General features: G+C 61.3%; 13 protein-coding genes. 2 read left to right on the top strand and 11 right to left on the bottom strand.

The features are described 5' to 3' along the window. Nucleotides 1-71: 71 nt before the first annotated feature. The 5 genes from PseuLF5_RS27410 to hutC all read right to left on the bottom strand — a co-directional run bounded on the left by PseuLF5_RS27410 (nucleotide 72) and on the right by hutC (nucleotide 6,135). A complete protein-coding gene (locus PseuLF5_RS27410; RefSeq protein ID WP_123470688.1) occupies nucleotides 72-1,040 on the bottom strand; it encodes an ABC transporter substrate-binding protein in 969 nt (322 codons plus the stop codon). A 69-nt stretch (nucleotides 1,041-1,109) separates the two neighbouring features. Further along, nucleotides 1,110-2,582, bottom strand: coding sequence for a purine-cytosine permease family protein (locus PseuLF5_RS27405; RefSeq protein WP_123470687.1), 1,473 nt, complete (start codon nucleotides 2,580-2,582; stop codon nucleotides 1,110-1,112). 152 nt (nucleotides 2,583-2,734) lie between these two features. Beyond that, nucleotides 2,735-4,405 carry a urocanate hydratase gene (hutU, locus tag PseuLF5_RS27400; RefSeq protein ID WP_222834440.1) on the bottom strand — a complete coding sequence of 557 codons (1,671 nt, stop codon included), beginning with the start codon at nucleotides 4,403-4,405 and terminating at the stop codon, nucleotides 2,735-2,737. A 495-nt stretch (nucleotides 4,406-4,900) separates the two neighbouring features. After that, nucleotides 4,901-5,470: a HutD/Ves family protein gene (locus PseuLF5_RS27395; protein ID WP_123470683.1), complete on the bottom strand. Its 570-nt coding sequence runs from the start codon at nucleotides 5,468-5,470 to the stop codon at nucleotides 4,901-4,903. Next, nucleotides 5,467-6,135, bottom strand: coding sequence for a histidine utilization repressor (gene hutC, locus PseuLF5_RS27390; protein WP_232519483.1), 669 nt, complete (start codon nucleotides 6,133-6,135; stop codon nucleotides 5,467-5,469). Before hutC ends, PseuLF5_RS27395 begins: the two co-directional genes overlap by 4 nt. A gap of 187 nt (nucleotides 6,136-6,322) precedes the next feature. On the opposite strand from hutC, the gene PseuLF5_RS27385 reads away from it, so the two are divergent. Beyond that, entirely contained in the window at nucleotides 6,323-7,687 is a 1,365-nt protein-coding gene (locus tag PseuLF5_RS27385) for a formimidoylglutamate deiminase (RefSeq protein ID WP_123470682.1), read from the top strand. 122 nt (nucleotides 7,688-7,809) lie between these two features. Here PseuLF5_RS27385 and PseuLF5_RS27380 read toward each other — a convergent pair whose 3' ends face one another. After that, on the bottom strand, nucleotides 7,810-8,379 hold the full coding sequence (locus tag PseuLF5_RS27380) for a lipocalin family protein (RefSeq protein WP_123470680.1): 570 nt from the start codon (nucleotides 8,377-8,379) through the stop codon (nucleotides 7,810-7,812). Between the two features lie 31 nt (nucleotides 8,380-8,410). Beyond that, nucleotides 8,411-8,665: a hypothetical protein gene (locus PseuLF5_RS27375; protein WP_007952486.1), complete on the bottom strand. Its 255-nt coding sequence runs from the start codon at nucleotides 8,663-8,665 to the stop codon at nucleotides 8,411-8,413. A gap of 281 nt (nucleotides 8,666-8,946) precedes the next feature. Between PseuLF5_RS27375 and PseuLF5_RS27370 the strand changes: the two genes are divergently transcribed. Next, nucleotides 8,947-10,839: a methyl-accepting chemotaxis protein gene (locus PseuLF5_RS27370; protein ID WP_202894581.1), complete on the top strand. Its 1,893-nt coding sequence runs from the start codon at nucleotides 8,947-8,949 to the stop codon at nucleotides 10,837-10,839. A gap of 183 nt (nucleotides 10,840-11,022) precedes the next feature. On the opposite strand, the gene PseuLF5_RS27365 is transcribed toward PseuLF5_RS27370, so the two are convergent. The 4 genes from PseuLF5_RS27365 to PseuLF5_RS27350 all read right to left on the bottom strand — a co-directional run bounded on the left by PseuLF5_RS27365 (nucleotide 11,023) and on the right by PseuLF5_RS27350 (nucleotide 17,933). Then, the gene (locus PseuLF5_RS27365) at nucleotides 11,023-11,625 is read right to left on the bottom strand and encodes a DUF924 family protein (protein WP_128616436.1); all 603 of its coding nucleotides are present in this window, start codon (nucleotides 11,623-11,625) and stop codon (nucleotides 11,023-11,025) included. Nucleotides 11,626-11,628: 3 nt separating this feature from the next. After that, nucleotides 11,629-12,639 carry a class 1 fructose-bisphosphatase gene (locus PseuLF5_RS27360; RefSeq protein WP_007909265.1) on the bottom strand — a complete coding sequence of 337 codons (1,011 nt, stop codon included), beginning with the start codon at nucleotides 12,637-12,639 and terminating at the stop codon, nucleotides 11,629-11,631. A 339-nt stretch (nucleotides 12,640-12,978) separates the two neighbouring features. After that, nucleotides 12,979-14,343 carry a DUF3999 domain-containing protein gene (locus tag PseuLF5_RS27355; protein ID WP_267798382.1) on the bottom strand — a complete coding sequence of 455 codons (1,365 nt, stop codon included), beginning with the start codon at nucleotides 14,341-14,343 and terminating at the stop codon, nucleotides 12,979-12,981. Continuing rightward, entirely contained in the window at nucleotides 14,340-17,933 is a 3,594-nt protein-coding gene (locus PseuLF5_RS27350) for a DUF2339 domain-containing protein (RefSeq protein ID WP_340135063.1), read from the bottom strand. The genes PseuLF5_RS27355 and PseuLF5_RS27350 overlap by 4 nt, the downstream gene beginning before the upstream one ends. Nucleotides 17,934-18,010 lie beyond the last annotated feature (77 nt).

The raw sequence follows: 18,010 nt of genomic DNA, 5'->3' as shown, positions 1-18,010 counted from the left end.
ATCAGAAATCTCAATCAAGCGATTACGGCATATCTCCCGGCCAGCCTCACGGTTAGCCGGGAGGTATCGACCTACAGCGCCGCGTCGATTTTCTTGGCAGCGTCGTCACTGACCCACGCATGCCAGACCTCAGGATGTTCCTTGAGGAAGATTTTCGCCAGTTTTGGCGACTCGATACGCTCCTTCGCCATGCGGCCCAGGTTCTGGTTCAACAGGTCGATCGGCAAGTTGACCTTTTCCAGCACGGCCACCAGTTCCGGGGCTTGCTCGTGGAAGGTTTTCGACAGACCGACCTTGATGCTCACGGTCTTGTCGACGCCCGGTTTCTCTTCCAGTTTCACCGCGTCGATCTGGCCCATCAGCGGGGTTGGCGACCAGTAGTAGAACAGGATCGGCTCGCCACGCTTGTAACTCGACAGCACTGCCGCATCCAGCGCCGGGCCGGTGCCCGGACGGAAGTTGGTGTAGGTGCTTTCCAGACCATAGCTCTTGAGCATTTCGCTGTTGTCCAGCTCACAGGTCCAGCCGGCCGGGCAGTTGTAGAAACGGCCTTTGGACGGCTCTTCAGCGTCTTTGAAGATGGCTGCGTATTTGCCCAGATCGGCAATCTTTTTCAGGTCCGGGGCCTTCGCCTCGATCTTGCGTTTGGCATCGCCTTCGATCACGTAACGCGGCACGTACCAGCCTTCAACAGCGCCGACGATCGGCGCACCGACACCGACGACCTTGCCGGCCTTCTCGGCCTTGTTCCAGACCTCGCTGCGGCCGACCCATTCTTCGGCGAACACTTGAATATCGTTACTGCTCAGAGCGTTCTCCATGGTGATGGAGTTACCCGGCAGGCTGTCGGTCTTGCAGTCGTAACCTTTTTCCAGCACCACTTGCAGCACGTCGGTCAGCAGCATGCCGCTTTCCCAGTTCAGGCCGGCGAACTTCACCGGTTTGCCCGATTCGCACCAGCCGGCGGCTTGTGTCGCGCCGGCACTGGCCAACAGGCCCATGGACAGCAGTGTGGTCAGCAGGGTCTTGTTCGATTTCATTGTTGCGACGCTCCTAATCATGAATTGGCTTACGGCAGTCAAGAGGCATCCAGCCCTGTCCACGTCCAATCAGGCCTGCGCCGCAGCGCGCCCGGCCCCACTTTTTTCAGGTTGTACAACGCTGTTCTGCTCGACCGGCAGAATCAGTTGATCAGGCACGCTGCCGTGCCATTTTTTTGCGCACACGTAATAGACGACGGCGGGCAGTACCAGACCGATGATCCAGGAAATGTCCACATCACCGAGGGCGGCTACCAGCGGGCCGGTGTAGAACTTGGTGGAGATGAACGGCAACTGCACCAGCACGCCGAACACGTAGACGCTGATCCCGAGCAGGTTCCAGCGGCCGTAGCGACCGTTCGGATCGGCCAGCGCCGGCACGTCATAGCGCTCGCGAGTGATGCAGTAGTAATCCACTAGGTTGATCGCGCTCCAGGGTGTGAAGAACGCGAGCAGGAACAGGATGAAAGACTTGAACGCACCGAGGAACGAGTGCTGGCCGAGCAAAGCGATCAGAGTTGCAGCACCGACAATGACCAGCACAAACACCAGACGCTGCATCCGGGTAACCGTCAGGTGCCCCTTGAAACCACTGATGATGGTCGCGATGCACATGAAGCTGCCGTAAGAGTTCAGCGTCGAGATCGTCACCTTGCCGAATGCGATGCTGAAGTACAGCAACGCAGCGGTTGCACCGGTGCCGCCCAGACCGACGATGTAGGCCACTTCATGCCCGGCGAATTGACCGTTGGCGGAAGCTGCGGCGAACACGCCGAGCACCATCGCCACCTGTGCGCCGATGACCGAACCTGCGCCAGCGGCAAAGAAGGTTTTCACCGAGGAAATCTTGCTCGGCAGGTAGCGCGAATAATCCGCCACATACGGGCCGAACGCGATCTGCCAGGAGGCCGCGAGCGACACGGCCAGCAGGAAGCTGCTCCAGCTGAAGTGGCGAATCTGCAGCAGTGCGCCCACATCCACCTGACTCAGCAGACGACTGAACAGATACACGAAGGCAATCACCCCGATCACGCTGGCAACCCGGCCGATCCAGTGGATCACCCGATAGCCGAGCACCGTGACCACCACGATGACACTGGCGAACAGCAGGATGCCAACGGTGTCGCTGACGCCGAACAACTGACCCAGCGCCTGGCCGGAAAGCACCGTACCGGTGGCGGTGAAACCCAGGTACATCAGACACACCAGGACGATCGGGATCGCCGCGCCGTACACACCGAACTGCACCCGGCTGGAAATCATCTGCGGCAGGCCCAGCTTCGGCCCTTGCGCCGCGTGCAGCGCCATCACGCCGCCGCCCAGCAGTTGCCCGATCAACAGACCGATCAACGACCAAAACACATCACCGCCCAGCACCACGGCCAAGGCCCCGGTGACAATCGCGGTGATTTGCAGATTCGCCCCCATCCACAGGGTGAACTGGCTCAACAGACGACCGTGTCTTTCCGCTTCCGGGATGTAGTCGATCGAACGCCTTTCGATCAACGGTTTGTTGCCTGCACGATCGGTGGTTACAGCCATGATTCAACCTCTGTGGATTGTTTAATTGTTCTGTCCGGGGCGACTCGAACTCTGTGGGAGCTGGCTTGCCAGCGATGACGTCTGCACCTTCAACATCATTTCCAGCAGTGCCACCGCTATCGCTGGCAAGCCAGCTCCCACAGGGATTTGTGTTACTTGCCGCCGGTAATCATCGGCAGGTTCAGCCCCTGCTCCTTGGCGCAGTCGATGGCGATCTGGTAACCGGCATCGGCGTGACGCATGACGCCGGTGGCCGGGTCGTTGTGCAGCACGCGCGCAATGCGCTCGGCCGCTTCATCGGTACCGTCGCAGACGATCACCATGCCCGAGTGCTGCGAGAAGCCCATGCCCACGCCGCCGCCGTGGTGCAGCGAGACCCAGGTCGCACCGCTCGCGGTGTTCAGCAACGCGTTGAGCAGAGGCCAGTCGGACACGGCGTCGGAGCCGTCCTGCATCGACTCGGTTTCGCGGTTCGGGCTGGCCACCGAGCCGGAGTCGAGGTGGTCGCGACCGATCACGATCGGCGCCGACAGCTCGCCGCTGCGCACCATTTCGTTGAAGGCCAGGCCGAGCTTGGCGCGCAGGCCCAGGCCGACCCAGCAGATACGTGCCGGCAGACCCTGGAAGCTGATGCGCTCGCGGGCCATGTCCAGCCAGTTGTGCAGGTGGGCGTCGTCCGGGATCAGCTCTTTGACCTTGGCGTCGGTTTTGTAGATGTCTTGTGGATCACCCGACAGCGCCGCCCAGCGGAACGGGCCAATGCCACGGCAGAACAGCGGACGGATGTAAGCCGGTACGAACCCCGGGAAGTCGAACGCGTTTTCGACGCCTTCTTCCTGCGCCATCTGGCGGATGTTGTTGCCGTAATCGAAGGTCGGGATGCCTTGCTTCTGGAATTCCAGCATCGCTTTGACGTGCACGGCCATCGACTGCTTGGCGGCTTTGATCACAGCGGCCGGCTCGGTCTTGGCGCGGGCGCGGTACTCGTCCCAGGTCCAACCCGCCGGCAGGTAGCCGTTGAGCGGGTCGTGGGCGCTGGTCTGGTCGGTGACCATGTCCGGGCGCACGCCGCGCTTGACCAGTTCCGGGAGGATTTCTGCCGCGTTGCCCAGCAGGGCGATGGAGATCGCTTTGCCTTCTTTGGTGTACTTGGCGATGCGTGCCAGAGCATCGTCGAGGTCTGTGGCTTGCTCGTCGACGTAACGGCTTTTCAGGCGGAAATCGATGCTCACTTGTTGGCATTCGATGTTCAGCGAGCAGGCACCGGCCAAGGTGGCAGCCAGAGGTTGTGCGCCGCCCATGCCACCGAGACCGGCGGTCAGGACCCACTTGCCCTTGAGGTCATCGTTGTAGTGTTGGCGACCGGCTTCGACGAAGGTTTCGTAGGTGCCCTGGACGATGCCCTGGCTGCCGATGTAGATCCAGCTGCCGGCGGTCATCTGGCCGTACATGGCCAGGCCTTTGGCGTCGAGTTCGTTGAAATGCTCCCAGCTCGCCCAGTGCGGTACGAGGTTGGAGTTGGCGATCAGCACGCGCGGGGCGTTGCTGTGGGTCTTGAACACGCCGACCGGCTTGCCGGATTGCACCAGCAGGGTCTCGTCGTCATTCAGGTTGGTCAGGCTTTCGACGATCTTGTCGTAGCACTCCCAGTTACGCGCAGCGCGACCGATACCACCGTAGACCACCAGCTCCTTCGGATTCTCGGCGACTTCCGGATCAAGGTTGTTCATCAGCATGCGCAACGGTGCTTCGGTCAGCCAGCTCTTGGCGGTCAGCTTGTTGCCGCGCGATGCACGGATTTCAACGTCGCGAAACTTAGTCATTTTGTTATCAGTCACGAAAGAGACTCCTCAGCGATCAATTCAAACCAACCCTGGCAGTGGGCAAGCAGCCTGCGCGCCTCAATGCGCGACAAGCGAATCAGTGGACGCTGCGGAGAGTCTCGAACAACTCATACGCATACGTCTTTACTTGTACATACAAGCATATGCAATCAAGCGGCCAACTTGTTGGAGGGGTGTTCAAGAAAAATCGCGGACAGGGCTGGAGCGCGCCTGAGACAAGGCTTGCGGCGCGCATGAAAATTTTCGCGGGGGTGTTCGAGGGAAGTGAGCGACTGTTACAAAAGCGTGGTTTTGCGCCACGCTGGGGCGTTCGGTAACAAGTTGGTGCGCCGAGAGAAACAGGAAGTGTGAACGCAATTGTGGCGAGGGGATGTATCCCCACTGGATCGCGAAGCGGCCCCATTTTCGATTAGAAGGAGCGGAGCTGCTACGCAGCCCAACGGGGATAAATCCCCTCACCACAGGTGATTCTGGTTAGTTTTGGAGGAGTTCGATTACGCAGCAAGCGGCATTGGTGGAGACTTCGACCAACCCGGCGTTACCGTCCAGTTGCAGACAATCATGTCGCCCCAACTGTGAAACGCTGTCACCGACCTGCACGTGCAGCAACTCACTGACACTGAACACCAACACTGTCCCCGCCGAGCTGAAAAACCGCTGCTCACCGTCCAGCCACTGCAACCGCGCGCGGTAACGCTGCGGCGCGTAGATCAGGTTGAAATCGCGGATCGCCCCGCCAAGCAGCGTGCAGGACACCTGGCTTTCGCCGCTGAACGCAAACGGGTCGAGCGGTAACAGCGGGCGTGTGTCATCGCCATCGACGCACAGCGTCATGCCGTCGCCCTGCAACACCGTGATCACTCGCTGATAACCGGTAAAGGTCGAAAACCCGCCTGACTCGGCGATGTCGGCAATCGACAGGCGCCAGCCAAAACCCTCCAGGCCCGCGCCCGCGTCTCGGGTAATTTCTTCGGTGCTGCCACCGCCGTTCTTCCACGGCATGCGCGGGTAGCCTTCGGCGCGTAAAACCTTCAAACCATTCATTTATGAAAGCGTCCTTCCAGACGATGACGGGAACCGGGGTGAATCAGGCGCGCTGCCGTCACCGGCTGACGGCCCGACCAGGTACGACGGCGGATCAACAGGCACGGCTCGCCTTTTTCGATCTGCAGCAACTTGCACTCGGACGGTTCAGCGAGGATCGCTTCGACCACGTGTTCGCCTTCAGTCAGCGGCGCCACCTGGTTGAGATAGGCATACGGGGTTTGCAGGGTGAAATCCTGCTTGAGGTATTCCGGCGCGACCAGTGCGTTGACGAAACGGTCTTCGATTTGCACCGGAATGTCATTTTCGTAATGCACGATCAGCGAGTGAAAAACCTTCTGCCCTTCGCGCATGTCCAGCGCCAGTGCGCGTTCGGAGCCGGCGGCCTCTTCTTCCAGAGTAATGACCTGGCAGGTGTGGCGGTGGCCGCGTGAGGCGATTTCGTCGGCGATGTTGTGCACTTCGAACAGCGCGGACTGGCTCTTCGGTTCGGCGACGAATGTACCGACGCCTTGCATGCGCACCAGCAAACCGTCGGCGGTCATTTCACGCAACGCACGGTTGATGGTCATACGGCTGAAACCGAGCTGATTGACCAGCTCGCTTTCCGACGGCACACGGTAGTGCGGCGGCCAGTTACCGCTGTCGATCTGCTGGGTGATCATCTGTTTGACGCGGGCGTACAAGGGCGCCGGACTGTCGCCCAGGTTCGCGGCCAACGGGGAGACTGGAGGCGGAGTCGGCACGGTTGATCCCTGTTCATTGAAGAAAGTGGCTAGCTTGCCGGAGTTTACCGGGCAGGCAAACGTCTGTATATGTATATACAAATAACACACGATGGGGTGCTGAACCATGTCCGCCTTCTTTGCCGAACGCGCGCTGCTGCCTAACGGATGGGCCAACCATGTACGTCTTGAGGTCAACGCCGATGGCGTGTTGACCCAAATCCAGGCCGATTCCACCGCAGATGGCGCCGAGCGGCTGAGCGGCCCGTTGCTGCCGGGGATGCCCAACCTGCACTCCCACGCCTTCCAGCGTGCGATGGCCGGACTGGCCGAAGTGGCCGGCAATCCCAACGACAGTTTCTGGACCTGGCGCGACCTGATGTATCGGCTGGTCGGAAAAATCAGTCCGGATCAGCTCGGGGTGATCGCCCGTCAGTTGTACATCGAGATGCTCAAGGCCGGTTATACCTCGGTCGCCGAATTCCATTACGTGCACCACGACCACAACGGCCAGCCTTACGCCGACCCGGCCGAGCTGGCGCTGCGCATCAGCCAGGCCGCAAGTGACAGCGGCATCGGCCTGACCCTGCTGCCGGTGCTCTACAGCCATTCGGGTTTTGGCGGGCAGACGCCGAACGACGGCCAGCGTCGCTTTATCAACAGCACCGAAAATTACCTGAACCTGCAATCGCGCTTGCAGCCATTACTGGCGCAGCAAAAGGCGCAATCGCTGGGCCTGTGCTTTCACTCGTTGCGCGCGGTGACCCCGCAGCAGATCAGCGAAGTGCTGGCCGCCAGCGACCAACAGTGCCCGGTGCACATTCACATCGCCGAACAGCAGAAGGAAGTCGATGACTGCCTGAGCTGGAGCGGACGGCGTCCGTTGCAATGGCTCTACGAAAATACTGAAGTCGATCAGCGCTGGTGCCTGGTCCACGCGACTCACGCCAACCCGGAAGAAGTCACGCTGATGGCCAAGAGTCGCGCCATCGCCGGCCTGTGTCTGACCACCGAAGCCAACCTCGGCGACGGGATTTTCCCGGCGGTGGATTTCCTCGCCCAGGGTGGGCGCATGGGTATCGGTTCCGACAGCCATGTGTCGCTCAGCGTGGTCGAGGAATTGCGTTGGCTGGAATATGGCCAGCGCCTGCGTGATCAACGGCGTAACCGTTTGTATGGCGCGGATCAGCCGATGGTCGGGCGTACGTTGTATGACGCAGCGCTGGACGGTGGTGCGCAGGCGTTGGGGCAACCGATTGGTGCGCTGGCGGTTGGCAAGCGTGCGGACTGGATTGTGCTCGATGGCAACGATCCGTATCTGGCCACGGCCACGGGTGACGGGATCTTGAATCGGTGGTTGTTCGCCGGTGGCGATCGTCAGGTGCGCGATGTGCTGGTCAACGGCCAGTGGGTGGTGCGCGATGGCCGGCATGCTGGCGAAGAAGACAGCGCCCGCGCCTTCACCCAGGTCCTGCGCGACCTTTTAGGCTGACACAAAACAAAAATGTGGGAGCGAGCTTGCTCGCGAAGAGGCCGTATCAGTCGACTGAAATGTTGACTGATACACCGCTTTCGCGAGCAAGCTCGCTCCCACATTTTGATGGGTGGCGATGCTTAATTCGAAGTCTTGGCCATCTGCCGATCCGACGTTCGCCAGATCAATCGCGTGGTGTCATACCCCTGCTGCCGCGCCTTGCTCAGCAGTTCTTCACGCACCACACCGTTGACGGTCGGCGTGCGCGACAACAGCCACATGTACTTGCGACTCGGATCGCCGACGATGGCAGTCTTGTAGTCATCGCTGACGTACAACACCCAGTATTCGCCTTTCGCCACACCCGGAATCAGCCGCGAGAACCAGGTATCGAACTCGACCCACAGCTTGTCGGTCTTGCCCGGCACCTGTGGATAAGCCTTGCCCTTGGCCTCTTCCCACTGCCACTGCGACGTCAGGCAGCGATTGAGCACCGCGACGTTACCGTCAGGCTGGAGGGTGTAATGGGCTTCGGATTGTGCGCAATTGCGCTGGAAGTACATTGGCAAGCGCGCCAGTTCGTACCAGGTGCCCTGGTAACGCTTGAGATTGACACTGTTGGCCGTCTTCGGCGCCAACGGGTCGACGCCTGAAGTGGCGCAGCCGGCCAACACCAGGCCGGCAAAAAGGATCAACAATAACCGCTTCATTTTTTCTTCTCCGTGGGCGCGAAGCCCCGGTTTACTTCAGGCCTTGGCCGGAAAACATCAGCACTTTGTCACCGGCGTACTGCACGCTGATAAAGCTGTTCTTGTCGCCCCAGGTGCAACTGGACATGCCGAGCGCGCCCGAGCAGTCGGTGGGTTTGCCGAGCAAGGTCTCAACCTCGGCCTTGGCCATGCCGGCCGAGAGCTTCGAGTAGTTTTCCTGGTTGACCTTGCTGCATGCGGCCAACAGCACGCAAAACGACAACAGGGCGATAGATCGCAGCGACATGGTGTAACTCCTGGAACGAGGGGGGATGGCAGGGTGCCAACCAGAAGCTTAGAAGAGAAAACCTTCTTCTGGTTCCCTGTACGGACGGCTATTTATTAGCCCGCCCGTCTGGCTTTTGCCGATAAATCAGACACCTTGTGGGCCTGGTGTGCATTTCGTCGCATTTCACGAAAACCGCCTAATCTTTGGCGCGCCGCGGTCGAAATAAGAGCAGCGCAAAGCCCCCGAGTGTGGCAAATTGCCGCCCTTTCTTGACCAGTCCCCTCGCGGTAGTTCATTCGATGACCAGAAACATGAAATTCAGCCACAAGATCTTGTTGGCTGCCGCCCTCGTGGTGGCCATTGCGTTCGCCTGTTTCATTTTGTTCAACGATTACCGACAACGCGAAGCCCTGAGCAGCAGCACCGAAGCGTCGATGCAGGAACTGGGCAGCTTGACCACCAGCAACATCCAGACCTGGCTGGAAAGCCGGATTCAGTTGCTGCAATCGCTGTCGCAGCAAGTGGCGGTTGACGGTAATGCACCCGCCAGCCTGAAACGCATCATCGACCTGCCCGCCTACACCGGCAATTTCCAGCTCAGCTACTTCGGTGGTGTCGACGGCGTGATGTTCTCGGTGCCCGCCGGCAACCGCGCGCCGGACTACGACCCCCGCGCCCGTGGCTGGTACAAGGCGGCCAACAGCGCGCAGCAGACCATCGTCACCGAACCGTACATCGCCGCTTCGTCGGGCAAACTGGTGATCACCGTCGCCACCCCGGTGCAGCGCCAGGGCCAGATGCTCGGCGTGGCCGGTGCAGACATCGACCTGAGCAGCGTCAGCGCGATCATCAACTCGCTGAACTTCGGCGGCCACGGCCACGCCTTCATCGTCAGCAGCGAGGGCAAGATCCTCATCCACCCGGACAGCAAACTGGTGCTCAAGACCCTCGCCGAGGCGTATCCGAACGGCGCGCCGAAGGTCAGCCCGGGCCTGAAAGAAGTCGAGTTCGACGGCAAGACTCAACTGATCTCCTTCACCCACGTCAACGGCGTGCCATCGGCCGACTGGTACGTGGCGCTGGTGCTGGACAAAGACACTGCGTTCTCGATGCTCAGTGAATTCCGCACTTCGGCGCTGATCGCCATGGTCATTGCCGTGGTGATCATCATCGCCCTGCTCGGCATGCTGATCCGCGTGCTGATGCAACCGCTGCTGACCATGGGCCGCGCCATGCACGATATCGCTGAAGGCGAGGGCGACCTGACCAAGCGTCTGGTGATCCACGGCCACGACGAGTTCGGCGCACTGGGCACCTCGTTCAACCGCTTCGTCGAGCGCATTCACACCTCGATCCGCGAAGTGTCCTCGGCCACCGGCCAGGTCAACGAAGTCGCCCTGCGCGTGGTCGCCGCATCGAACTCGTCGATGTACAACTCTGACCAGCAGGCCAGCCGCACCAACAGCGTGGCCGCCGCGATCAACCAGCTCGGCGCCGCCGCCCAGGAAATCGCGCAAAACGCCGCCCTTGCCTCGCAGCACTCCAGCGATGCGCGCAGCCTGGCGGTCGACGGCCAGCAGGTGGTAGATAAAACCATCCACGCCATGCAGCAACTGTCGGCAAAAATCAGCGACTCCTGCGGCAACATCGAAACCCTCAACAGCAACACGGTAAACATCGGCCAGATTCTGGAAGTGATCACCAGCATCTCGCAGCAGACCAACCTGCTGGCGCTCAACGCCGCGATCGAAGCGGCCCGTGCCGGTGAAGCCGGGCGTGGTTTTGCCGTGGTCGCGGACGAAGTGCGCAACCTCGCGCACCGTACCCAGGATTCGGCGCAACAAGTGCAGAAGATGATCGAAGAGCTGCAGGTCGGCGCACGCCAGGCGGTGAACATCATGACCGAGAGCCAGCGCGAGAGCGAAAGCAGCGTCGGCATCGCCAACCAGGCTGGCGAGCGGTTGGGCAGCGTGACCCAGCGCATCGGCGAGATCGACGGCATGAACCAGTCGGTGGCCACCGCGACCGAAGAGCAGACCGCTGTGGTCGAGTCGATCAACGTCGATATCAACGAGATCAACACGCTGAACCAGGAAGGTGTGGAGAACCTGCAGGCAACGCTGCGGGCGTGCTCGGATCTGGAGCAGCAGGCGGCGCGGTTGAAGCAGTTGGTGGGTAGTTTCAGGATCTGAAGATCAAGGGCTTTACCCCCTCACCCCAACCCTCTCCCCCAAGGGGGCGAGGGGGGAAGGGAGCCGATCTTCACACTGTTCAAAACCTGAGTTCGACTCGATATCTCAGGTCGATGTATCAAGCCCAGACACCTCGATCAGTCCCCTCTCCCTCCGGGAGAGGGCTAGGGTGAGGGAAAGCTCTTAAAATCTAGAGCCAGGCTCAGAAAGAAACACCAACTCCTCAGCCGTAGACTCCCGCCCCAACACCGCATTGCGATGCGGAAACCGGCCAAACCGCGCAATCACTTTGCGGTGCCGCTCGGCGTAATCCAGATTATCGGCAAACACCGCCCGCTCGGCTTCCGGCTGTTCAGCCACCAGATCCATAAACCGTGAAACGGCTTCGTTCTGCACCGCGAGGTTTTCGCAGTGTTCGAACACCAGATAAATGAATACCCGCTGGATCGGCTTCAACTGCCGGTCGAAGTCCGCCGCAATGCCTTGGGCGACGAGTTTCTGCGCGCGCAGATCACCGGAAAACGCTTTGGGAGAGTCGCGAAAGATCATTCGCGGCAATTGATCGAGCAGCAGCACCACCGCCAGCCAACCTTCGGGACGTTGCGTCCACTCGGTCAATTCGCCGGCGAGGGCCTGATCGACAAAGACCCCGAAACGCGTCTGCGCTTCGAGGTCTTGGCTATCTTTCTTGCCGAACCACAACTTGCCTTTGTCAGCCGCAATCTCGTCAGGTGATTCGGCGTGTCCGAACCACCACTCGAGCAACGGCTGCCAAGGCGCGTGCATGGTTTATTCCTTGTGGTAGGCCGTGGCGCGGGCGACTTCTTCTTTCGAGCCAAGGAACACCGCTACGCGCTGGTGCAGGCCTTCGGGCTGAATGTCGAGGATGCGCTGGTGACCGTCGGTGGACGCGCCGCCGGCCTGTTCCACCAGGAACGACATCGGGTTGGCTTCGTACATCAGACGCAGTTTGCCCGGCTTGGATGGCTCACGGCTGTCGCGTGGGTACATGAACAGACCGCCACGGGTCAGGATGCGGTGTACGTCGGCAACCATCGCGGCCACCCAACGCATGTTGTAGTTCTTCTTCAGCGGGCCTTCTTCGCCGGCCAGCAGTTCGCCAACGTAGCGTTGTACCGGGGCTTCCCAGTGGCGCTGGTTGGACATGTTGATGGCGAATTCCTGGGTCGATTCAGGAATGGTGATGTCTTCGTGGGTCAGGACGAAGCTGCCCATTTCGCGGTCCAGGGTGAAGCCCTTGACGCCGTCGCCCAGGGTCAGCACCAGCATGGTCTGCGGGCCGTAGATGGCGTAACCGGCGGCAACCTGTTGGGTGCCTGGCTGCAGGAACGCTTTCTCGTTCAGTGGCTCGTTCTGGCTCAGGTATTCGTTCGGGCAACGCAGTACCGAGAAGATGGTGCCGACCGGGGCGTTGATGTCGATGTTCGACGAACCGTCCAGTGGGTCGAATACCAGCAGGTAGGCGCCTTTCGGGTATTTGCCCGGGATCTGGTAGGCATTGTCCATTTCTTCGGACGCCATGCCGGCCAGGTGACCGCCCCATTCGTTGGCTTCGAGCAGGATCTCGTTGGAGATCACGTCGAGCTTCTTCTGCACTTCGCCTTGGACGTTTTCAGTGCCCATGCTGCCCAGAACACCGCCCAGGGCGCCTTTGGACACGGCGTGGCTGATCTCCTTGCAGGCACGCGCCACCACTTCGATCAGGAAGCGCAGATCGGCAGGAGTGTTGTTGCTGCGGGTCTGCTCAATCAAATAGCGACTCAGGGTAACGCGGGACATGGACGGCTCCGGTGGAATGGGGGGCTAAAAACCCGCGCAGTTTACAGGGAGTCTGAAAACGTAGCGAGCGAAGACGCCCGGTAACGTGCGTTGGGGCGTAATTGCCTCTATGAGACGTGATTGTCAGTGGAGAGTTCAGGTAGCGGGTTTAGCGTAGACCGGTTCGGGACGGGTGGTGGTTGAGTGATAGCGGCAGTTTGAAGATTTTTGTTGATTGATCGGCCGTCATCGCTGGCAAGCCAGCTCCCACAAGGACTTCGATCGCTCACCTGTTTTGTGTACACCCAATAACCTGTGGGAGCTGGCTTGCCAGCGAATGGCGCGTAGCGCCGGCCATTCTCAGGTGTTGGTCGGTGGCTTGCGCAACAAGCTGAACGCCATCGCGCCAAGAAAAACCACACTGAGCAACAACACCGCCCATAACCCGATTTTCTTCCAGTTGGTCTCGGCAGCGGCCGTCGTGGTTGCAGGCGAAGCCTGGGTGTTGAGCACTTCACCCGCCACCGTCGCCTTGCCCAGCGTCGCGAGTTTCTCCGGTTTGAAATCCGGAATCAGCGTGGCCAGCGGCAGGTTCGCCGTTTTCACACTCGGGTTCCCCAATGCCAGGCTATACGGCCCCTCCCCACGTGCGAGGAAAATCACCTGCGTCGCCCGCACCGCATATTTCAGACTCGGTGCCTGCTCGCCCAAACCACCGCCGCGCTCGTCCACATTCAATTTCAACTGCTGCACGGTCTGCCCGTACAGCGGCAATTCGTTCTGCACCACGTCCTGACCGTTCTGCGTCAGGCGATACAGCAAACCGCTGCTCAATGTCTGCCACGGCAAACTGCTTTCGCGACGGCCGGCCAGCGTCACGGGCGCCAGGCTGTTCGGCTGTTTCAGTTCAACCTGCACCCGCTCGACATTCAGCCCCATCGGCAACTGCCAACTGTATTCACCGGCCTTGGTGCTATTGCCGGCCAATGACTGTGACCAGACCAACGGCAGCGGAACGTTGCGCGGATCACTGTTTTTCAGTTGTGCCGCCGTGAGGATCGGCGCCGAACTCGGCGACTCCCACAACAGCCGCAGGTAACGCGCCGATTGCCCCGGCAGCGTCACCTCATGCTGTTCGATACGCTCATCGGCGAAGGTCAGCCGCGCGACCTGACCTTCGCCCCACGCTTGCCAGTGCTGCAAATCGTCGCTGGCCTCGATGCTGAAGCGCTGAAAGCCGTCGCGCTCACTGGTCCAGTCAAGGATCAATTGCTGCAACGGCGCTTTGATCGCGCTCGCATCCAACAGCCAGCCACGCAGCACTTCTTCGCCGGCCTCCAACTGGCTGGAGGGCTGCACTTCGACCAGCGTGCCGCTGGTGGTCGATTGCACCCGCACATTCGGTGCGCGTTCGCTGGCATCGGCGGCGTTGTACAGAGGGAACCACTTCACTTCGTGCAACTGGCCGTTGTCGCGGGTCTGCGCCGATTCACGGGCCAAGGCGTAAGCCTGGGGCTCACCGGCAGCGTTGAACACCCGCAGGTCACTCAGGTCGGTCTGGCGTGCCTGCAACTGCGCGCTCAGGGGCAATTCGAGGCGGTACCACGGGCCGTTGCCACTGACGGTCAGCGGCACCTGCGTGGCGAAGTCCGCCGGTTTTTCCTGGGCGCCGGCAGCCATCACCACGCCCAGCGCCAACCACCCCAGATTCAGCATGCGACTCAAGATGAAACTCCTTCGGTTTCCGGGGCCGGTTTGTCCGCCGCCGGTTCAGCCTCGACGCGTTTGGGCGGCAGCGGCGCAAAGTAGCCCACCACCAGCAACAACACGCCGACACCGATAAACGAGACGATCCGGGCGAGGCCGCCACGGTTGCTCAATTCGACAAAAACCAGTTTGGCCACCACCAGCGCAATCAGCGCGGCGCCGACCAGCCAGACCTCGCGGCGATGACGCAGATGTCCGCCGATCATCAGTCCCAGCGCCATCAGTGTCCAGACGATGGACAAGCCGGCCTGCACCAGCATCGAGGCAAGCAGTTGATCGAGTTCGAACGGGATCCCCGCCCAATGGTGAGCGGCGCGGGTGACCAGCGCGGTGCAAAAGGCGAACAAGGAAATACCGGCGACCAGTTGCGTGGCGTACTCGACGTAATCCTTGCGAATCGACAGTTGTGTCACGGCGCTGCGCGACCAGACGTACACCCCGAACAGTGCGAACAGCAACCCCAACTCCAGCGGGTTGAGCAGCGGCACATACGGCAGCGGTTCGGCGTTACCGTCACTGACACCATTGGCCAGCCAGAACCAGCCCAACATCAGCACCGCCAGCGGCGCGGCCGCGTACAAGCGGTATTCGCGGGGGAACGCCGCCACCGGCCACGGCCAGTTGCGCGGCGCGGCCATCAACAGCAGATACAGGCTCGGCAGAATCGCCCAGCCCAGCCAGCGCCAGGCGTTGTATTGCTCGGACAACAGCAGCAGGCCGTAGCGCAACTCCAGCGCCAGCACGCCGATCAGCAACCAGCAGCCGAGCACATGCGCAGCGCTCAGGGCCCGCGCCGGCAGCATCGGCGCCAACCGCCGCAAACTGAAGACATGCACGGCGAACACCAGTGCCCACGCCAGCCAGCCGAAGTTTGCCGCCGGGTGATAACGCGAATGCCAGGCGGCCAGCAGCACCAGTCCTGCCGCCGGAATCAGCAAGGTGCAGAGCAGGCCCAGTGCCGACCATTTCAGGCGCAGCGACAACCATGCCCACAACGCTACGCTGAGCGCCGCGATCAGCAGCAACAGCGTGGCTTGCAGATGCAGCGGCGCAAACCGCAGCACTTCACTGATCCACGCCAGCGCCCACCAACCGGCGCCCCACACCAGCAACACTTCAGACAAGCGCTGCAAACTCAGCCCATCGAAGGCCGAGGCGTGATTGCCCAGTTGCAGGCACCACGCACCGATCATCGCGGCCAGCCCCAGCACCAGCGGCGTCCAGAAGCCGCCATGGGCCAGCGGCCGCAAGCCTTCGCTGGACAGCGGCCCGAGCAATTGCGGGCCGGCCAGCAAAAACGCCGCGCCACCGATCACCTGCAACAACAGCCCGAAGACAAAACTCACCCGCTGCTTGAGGTACAGGCTCAGCCAGATGATCAGCAAACCGCTGGCGGCCCACACCGCACTCGCGGTCTGCCACGGCAGCACGAACAGCACCGCCAGATTGATCAGCACCAGACCCGCCAGCAGCACCACCGACAAACCGCGCAGCAGACGCACGTCACCGCGCACCATGTCATCGCGAGCCGCCAACAGCATGCCGGCGATCAACGCCAGACCGATCAGCGATGCACTGAGCAAGCCGCTCCAGCCAGCGCTGAACACGGCCGCCGAATCCTCGCCCGCGCCTTGCAGGCGCAACAGGAACAACGCGCCACCGAGCAACTGCACGGCAAACGCGGTGAACAGGAACGTGCGAGATTGCAGGCGCAGACCGACAAACAACGTCACCAAACCGGCCAGCGCCCAACTGATCGCCGTGGCCTGAACGAAGAAAAACAGCGGCGCCAGCAGATAGAGGAAGGTCAGCCCCAGGCACGCCAATACCGGCAAGCCTTGGCGCTCCCAAGGCGATGCCTGTTCCGGTGAAGCCTTGCGCAGTTGGTAGAAACTGAACAGCAACGCAATACCGAGCATCAATGCGCCCAACGGTGCACCGTCAAGCAGACTGCTTTCGCCGAGACGCAATTGACTGAGGAACGCCAGTGCCGAACCCAGTTGCAACAGCAGCGCAAAGGCCCGGGCGAACGGTCGATGTTGACGCAGACCCAGCCAGAAAATCCCTGCACCTTCGACCGCCCATGCCGCCGAGGTCCAGCGCGCATCGAGTCCCAGCGGGATCGCCAGACTGGCAAAAATCACCCCGAGCGCCAGACAGGTTTCACCCAGCAACACCGCGCGACCGCCCATCAACACTCTGGCCAGCGCCATGTAGATCATGCCCAGCGCCAGCGCACTGAAAGCGGCCGCGAACTCCAGATGCTGGACCAGCGCGAACTGCAAACCGAAGCCAATGATCGGCGGGCCGAACAGCATCGTCCCGTCGACATAATCGCCTTTGCGCGCTGACCAGTGCAGCAATGCCTCGCGGTCGCCATCTGCCGGCGCATCGGGCATGTCGCGCAACTTGCGACGGGCGAACAACAGGCCGATGGCCAGGTACATCAGGAAGAACAGAATCAGGAACGGCTCGGTACTCCACAACAACTCGGGCGCATACGAGCGCAGGCCCCAGGCGAAACCGATACCGAAGGTGCCGACGAAACCGATCAGGTTGAGCAGCCGCCAGGCCTTGAACCAGGCAATGGCAAGGATGCCGGCGTTGAGCAACGCGAAATAGCTGAACAGCGCGACATGGTTGCCGGCCCCGGTCGAGGTCAGGATCGGCGCGGCGAAACCGCCGAGCGCTGCTGCGGCGGCCAGGCCCAGTGCATCTTGAGTAATCGCCAGAATCGCCGAAAACACCGTCACCGCGACCAGCAACCCCAACGCAGCCGACGGATCAAGCAGCGGGTGCAAACGCATCGCCGCAAACACCGTCAGATACAGCACCGCAATCCCGGTGCCCTGCAGCATCAACGCGTAATTGCTGTTGCGCCGGCGCAACCACCAACCCAGCGCGAGCAGTCCCAACGCCGCAGCCGCGACCCCGGCGTAGCGCAACTCGATCGGCACGACCATGCCTTCGGTGGCGTAACGCAACAGGAACGCCAGACCGAAAAACAGCAACACCACGCCGACTCGCAGCACCGTGTTGCCGCCAAACAGCCAGTTGCGCGCAGCACTGATGCCGCGCTCGATCAGGTTCGGGCCACGGGGTTCAGCAGGTTGTGCAGGGGCTGTTGGCTCGTCGGTGATGGCGTCCAGACGCCAGACATCGGCCGGTAGCGGCTGGCTGGTTTCACTGGCGACGGCGGAAAGCGGTTCAAGCTCGGGCGGCAACTCCCAGACCAGTTCCGGTGCGGCAGCGGGTGCCTGTTCGGCGACGAACACCGGTTCGACGGCTTCCGGAGCCGGCGCAACCCTCGGTGGTGCAGTGCTTACGCCGGCACCTTCGAGCAGAAACAGACGTTGCTCGACGGCCTGCAAGGCGACTTTTGCCTGTTCAAGTTGACGTTTATGCTCGGCAGTCTGCGAGCCGAGTCGGGTAATACGGATCGTCTGACCGATGACCAGCCCCAGCAATGCACCCAACAGCGCATCACTGAACGACTCGTCGAGCAGCCAGCCGAGCAGCAGCCCGATCAACATGAACATCCATTGCATGGTCGATATCCCTAAGCGCAAAGGCCAATCCGGGAAGATTAGCGCAGCCTGATCCAAAAAGATCGCAGCCTTCGGCA

The organism is Pseudomonas sp. LF-5 (genome assembly GCF_037626295.1).
GTDB classification, from domain to species: Bacteria; Pseudomonadota; Gammaproteobacteria; order Pseudomonadales; family Pseudomonadaceae; genus Aquipseudomonas; species Aquipseudomonas monsensis.
Note: the sequence above shows the minus strand (reverse complement) of the source record. Positions and strands in the feature narration are given on the sequence as shown.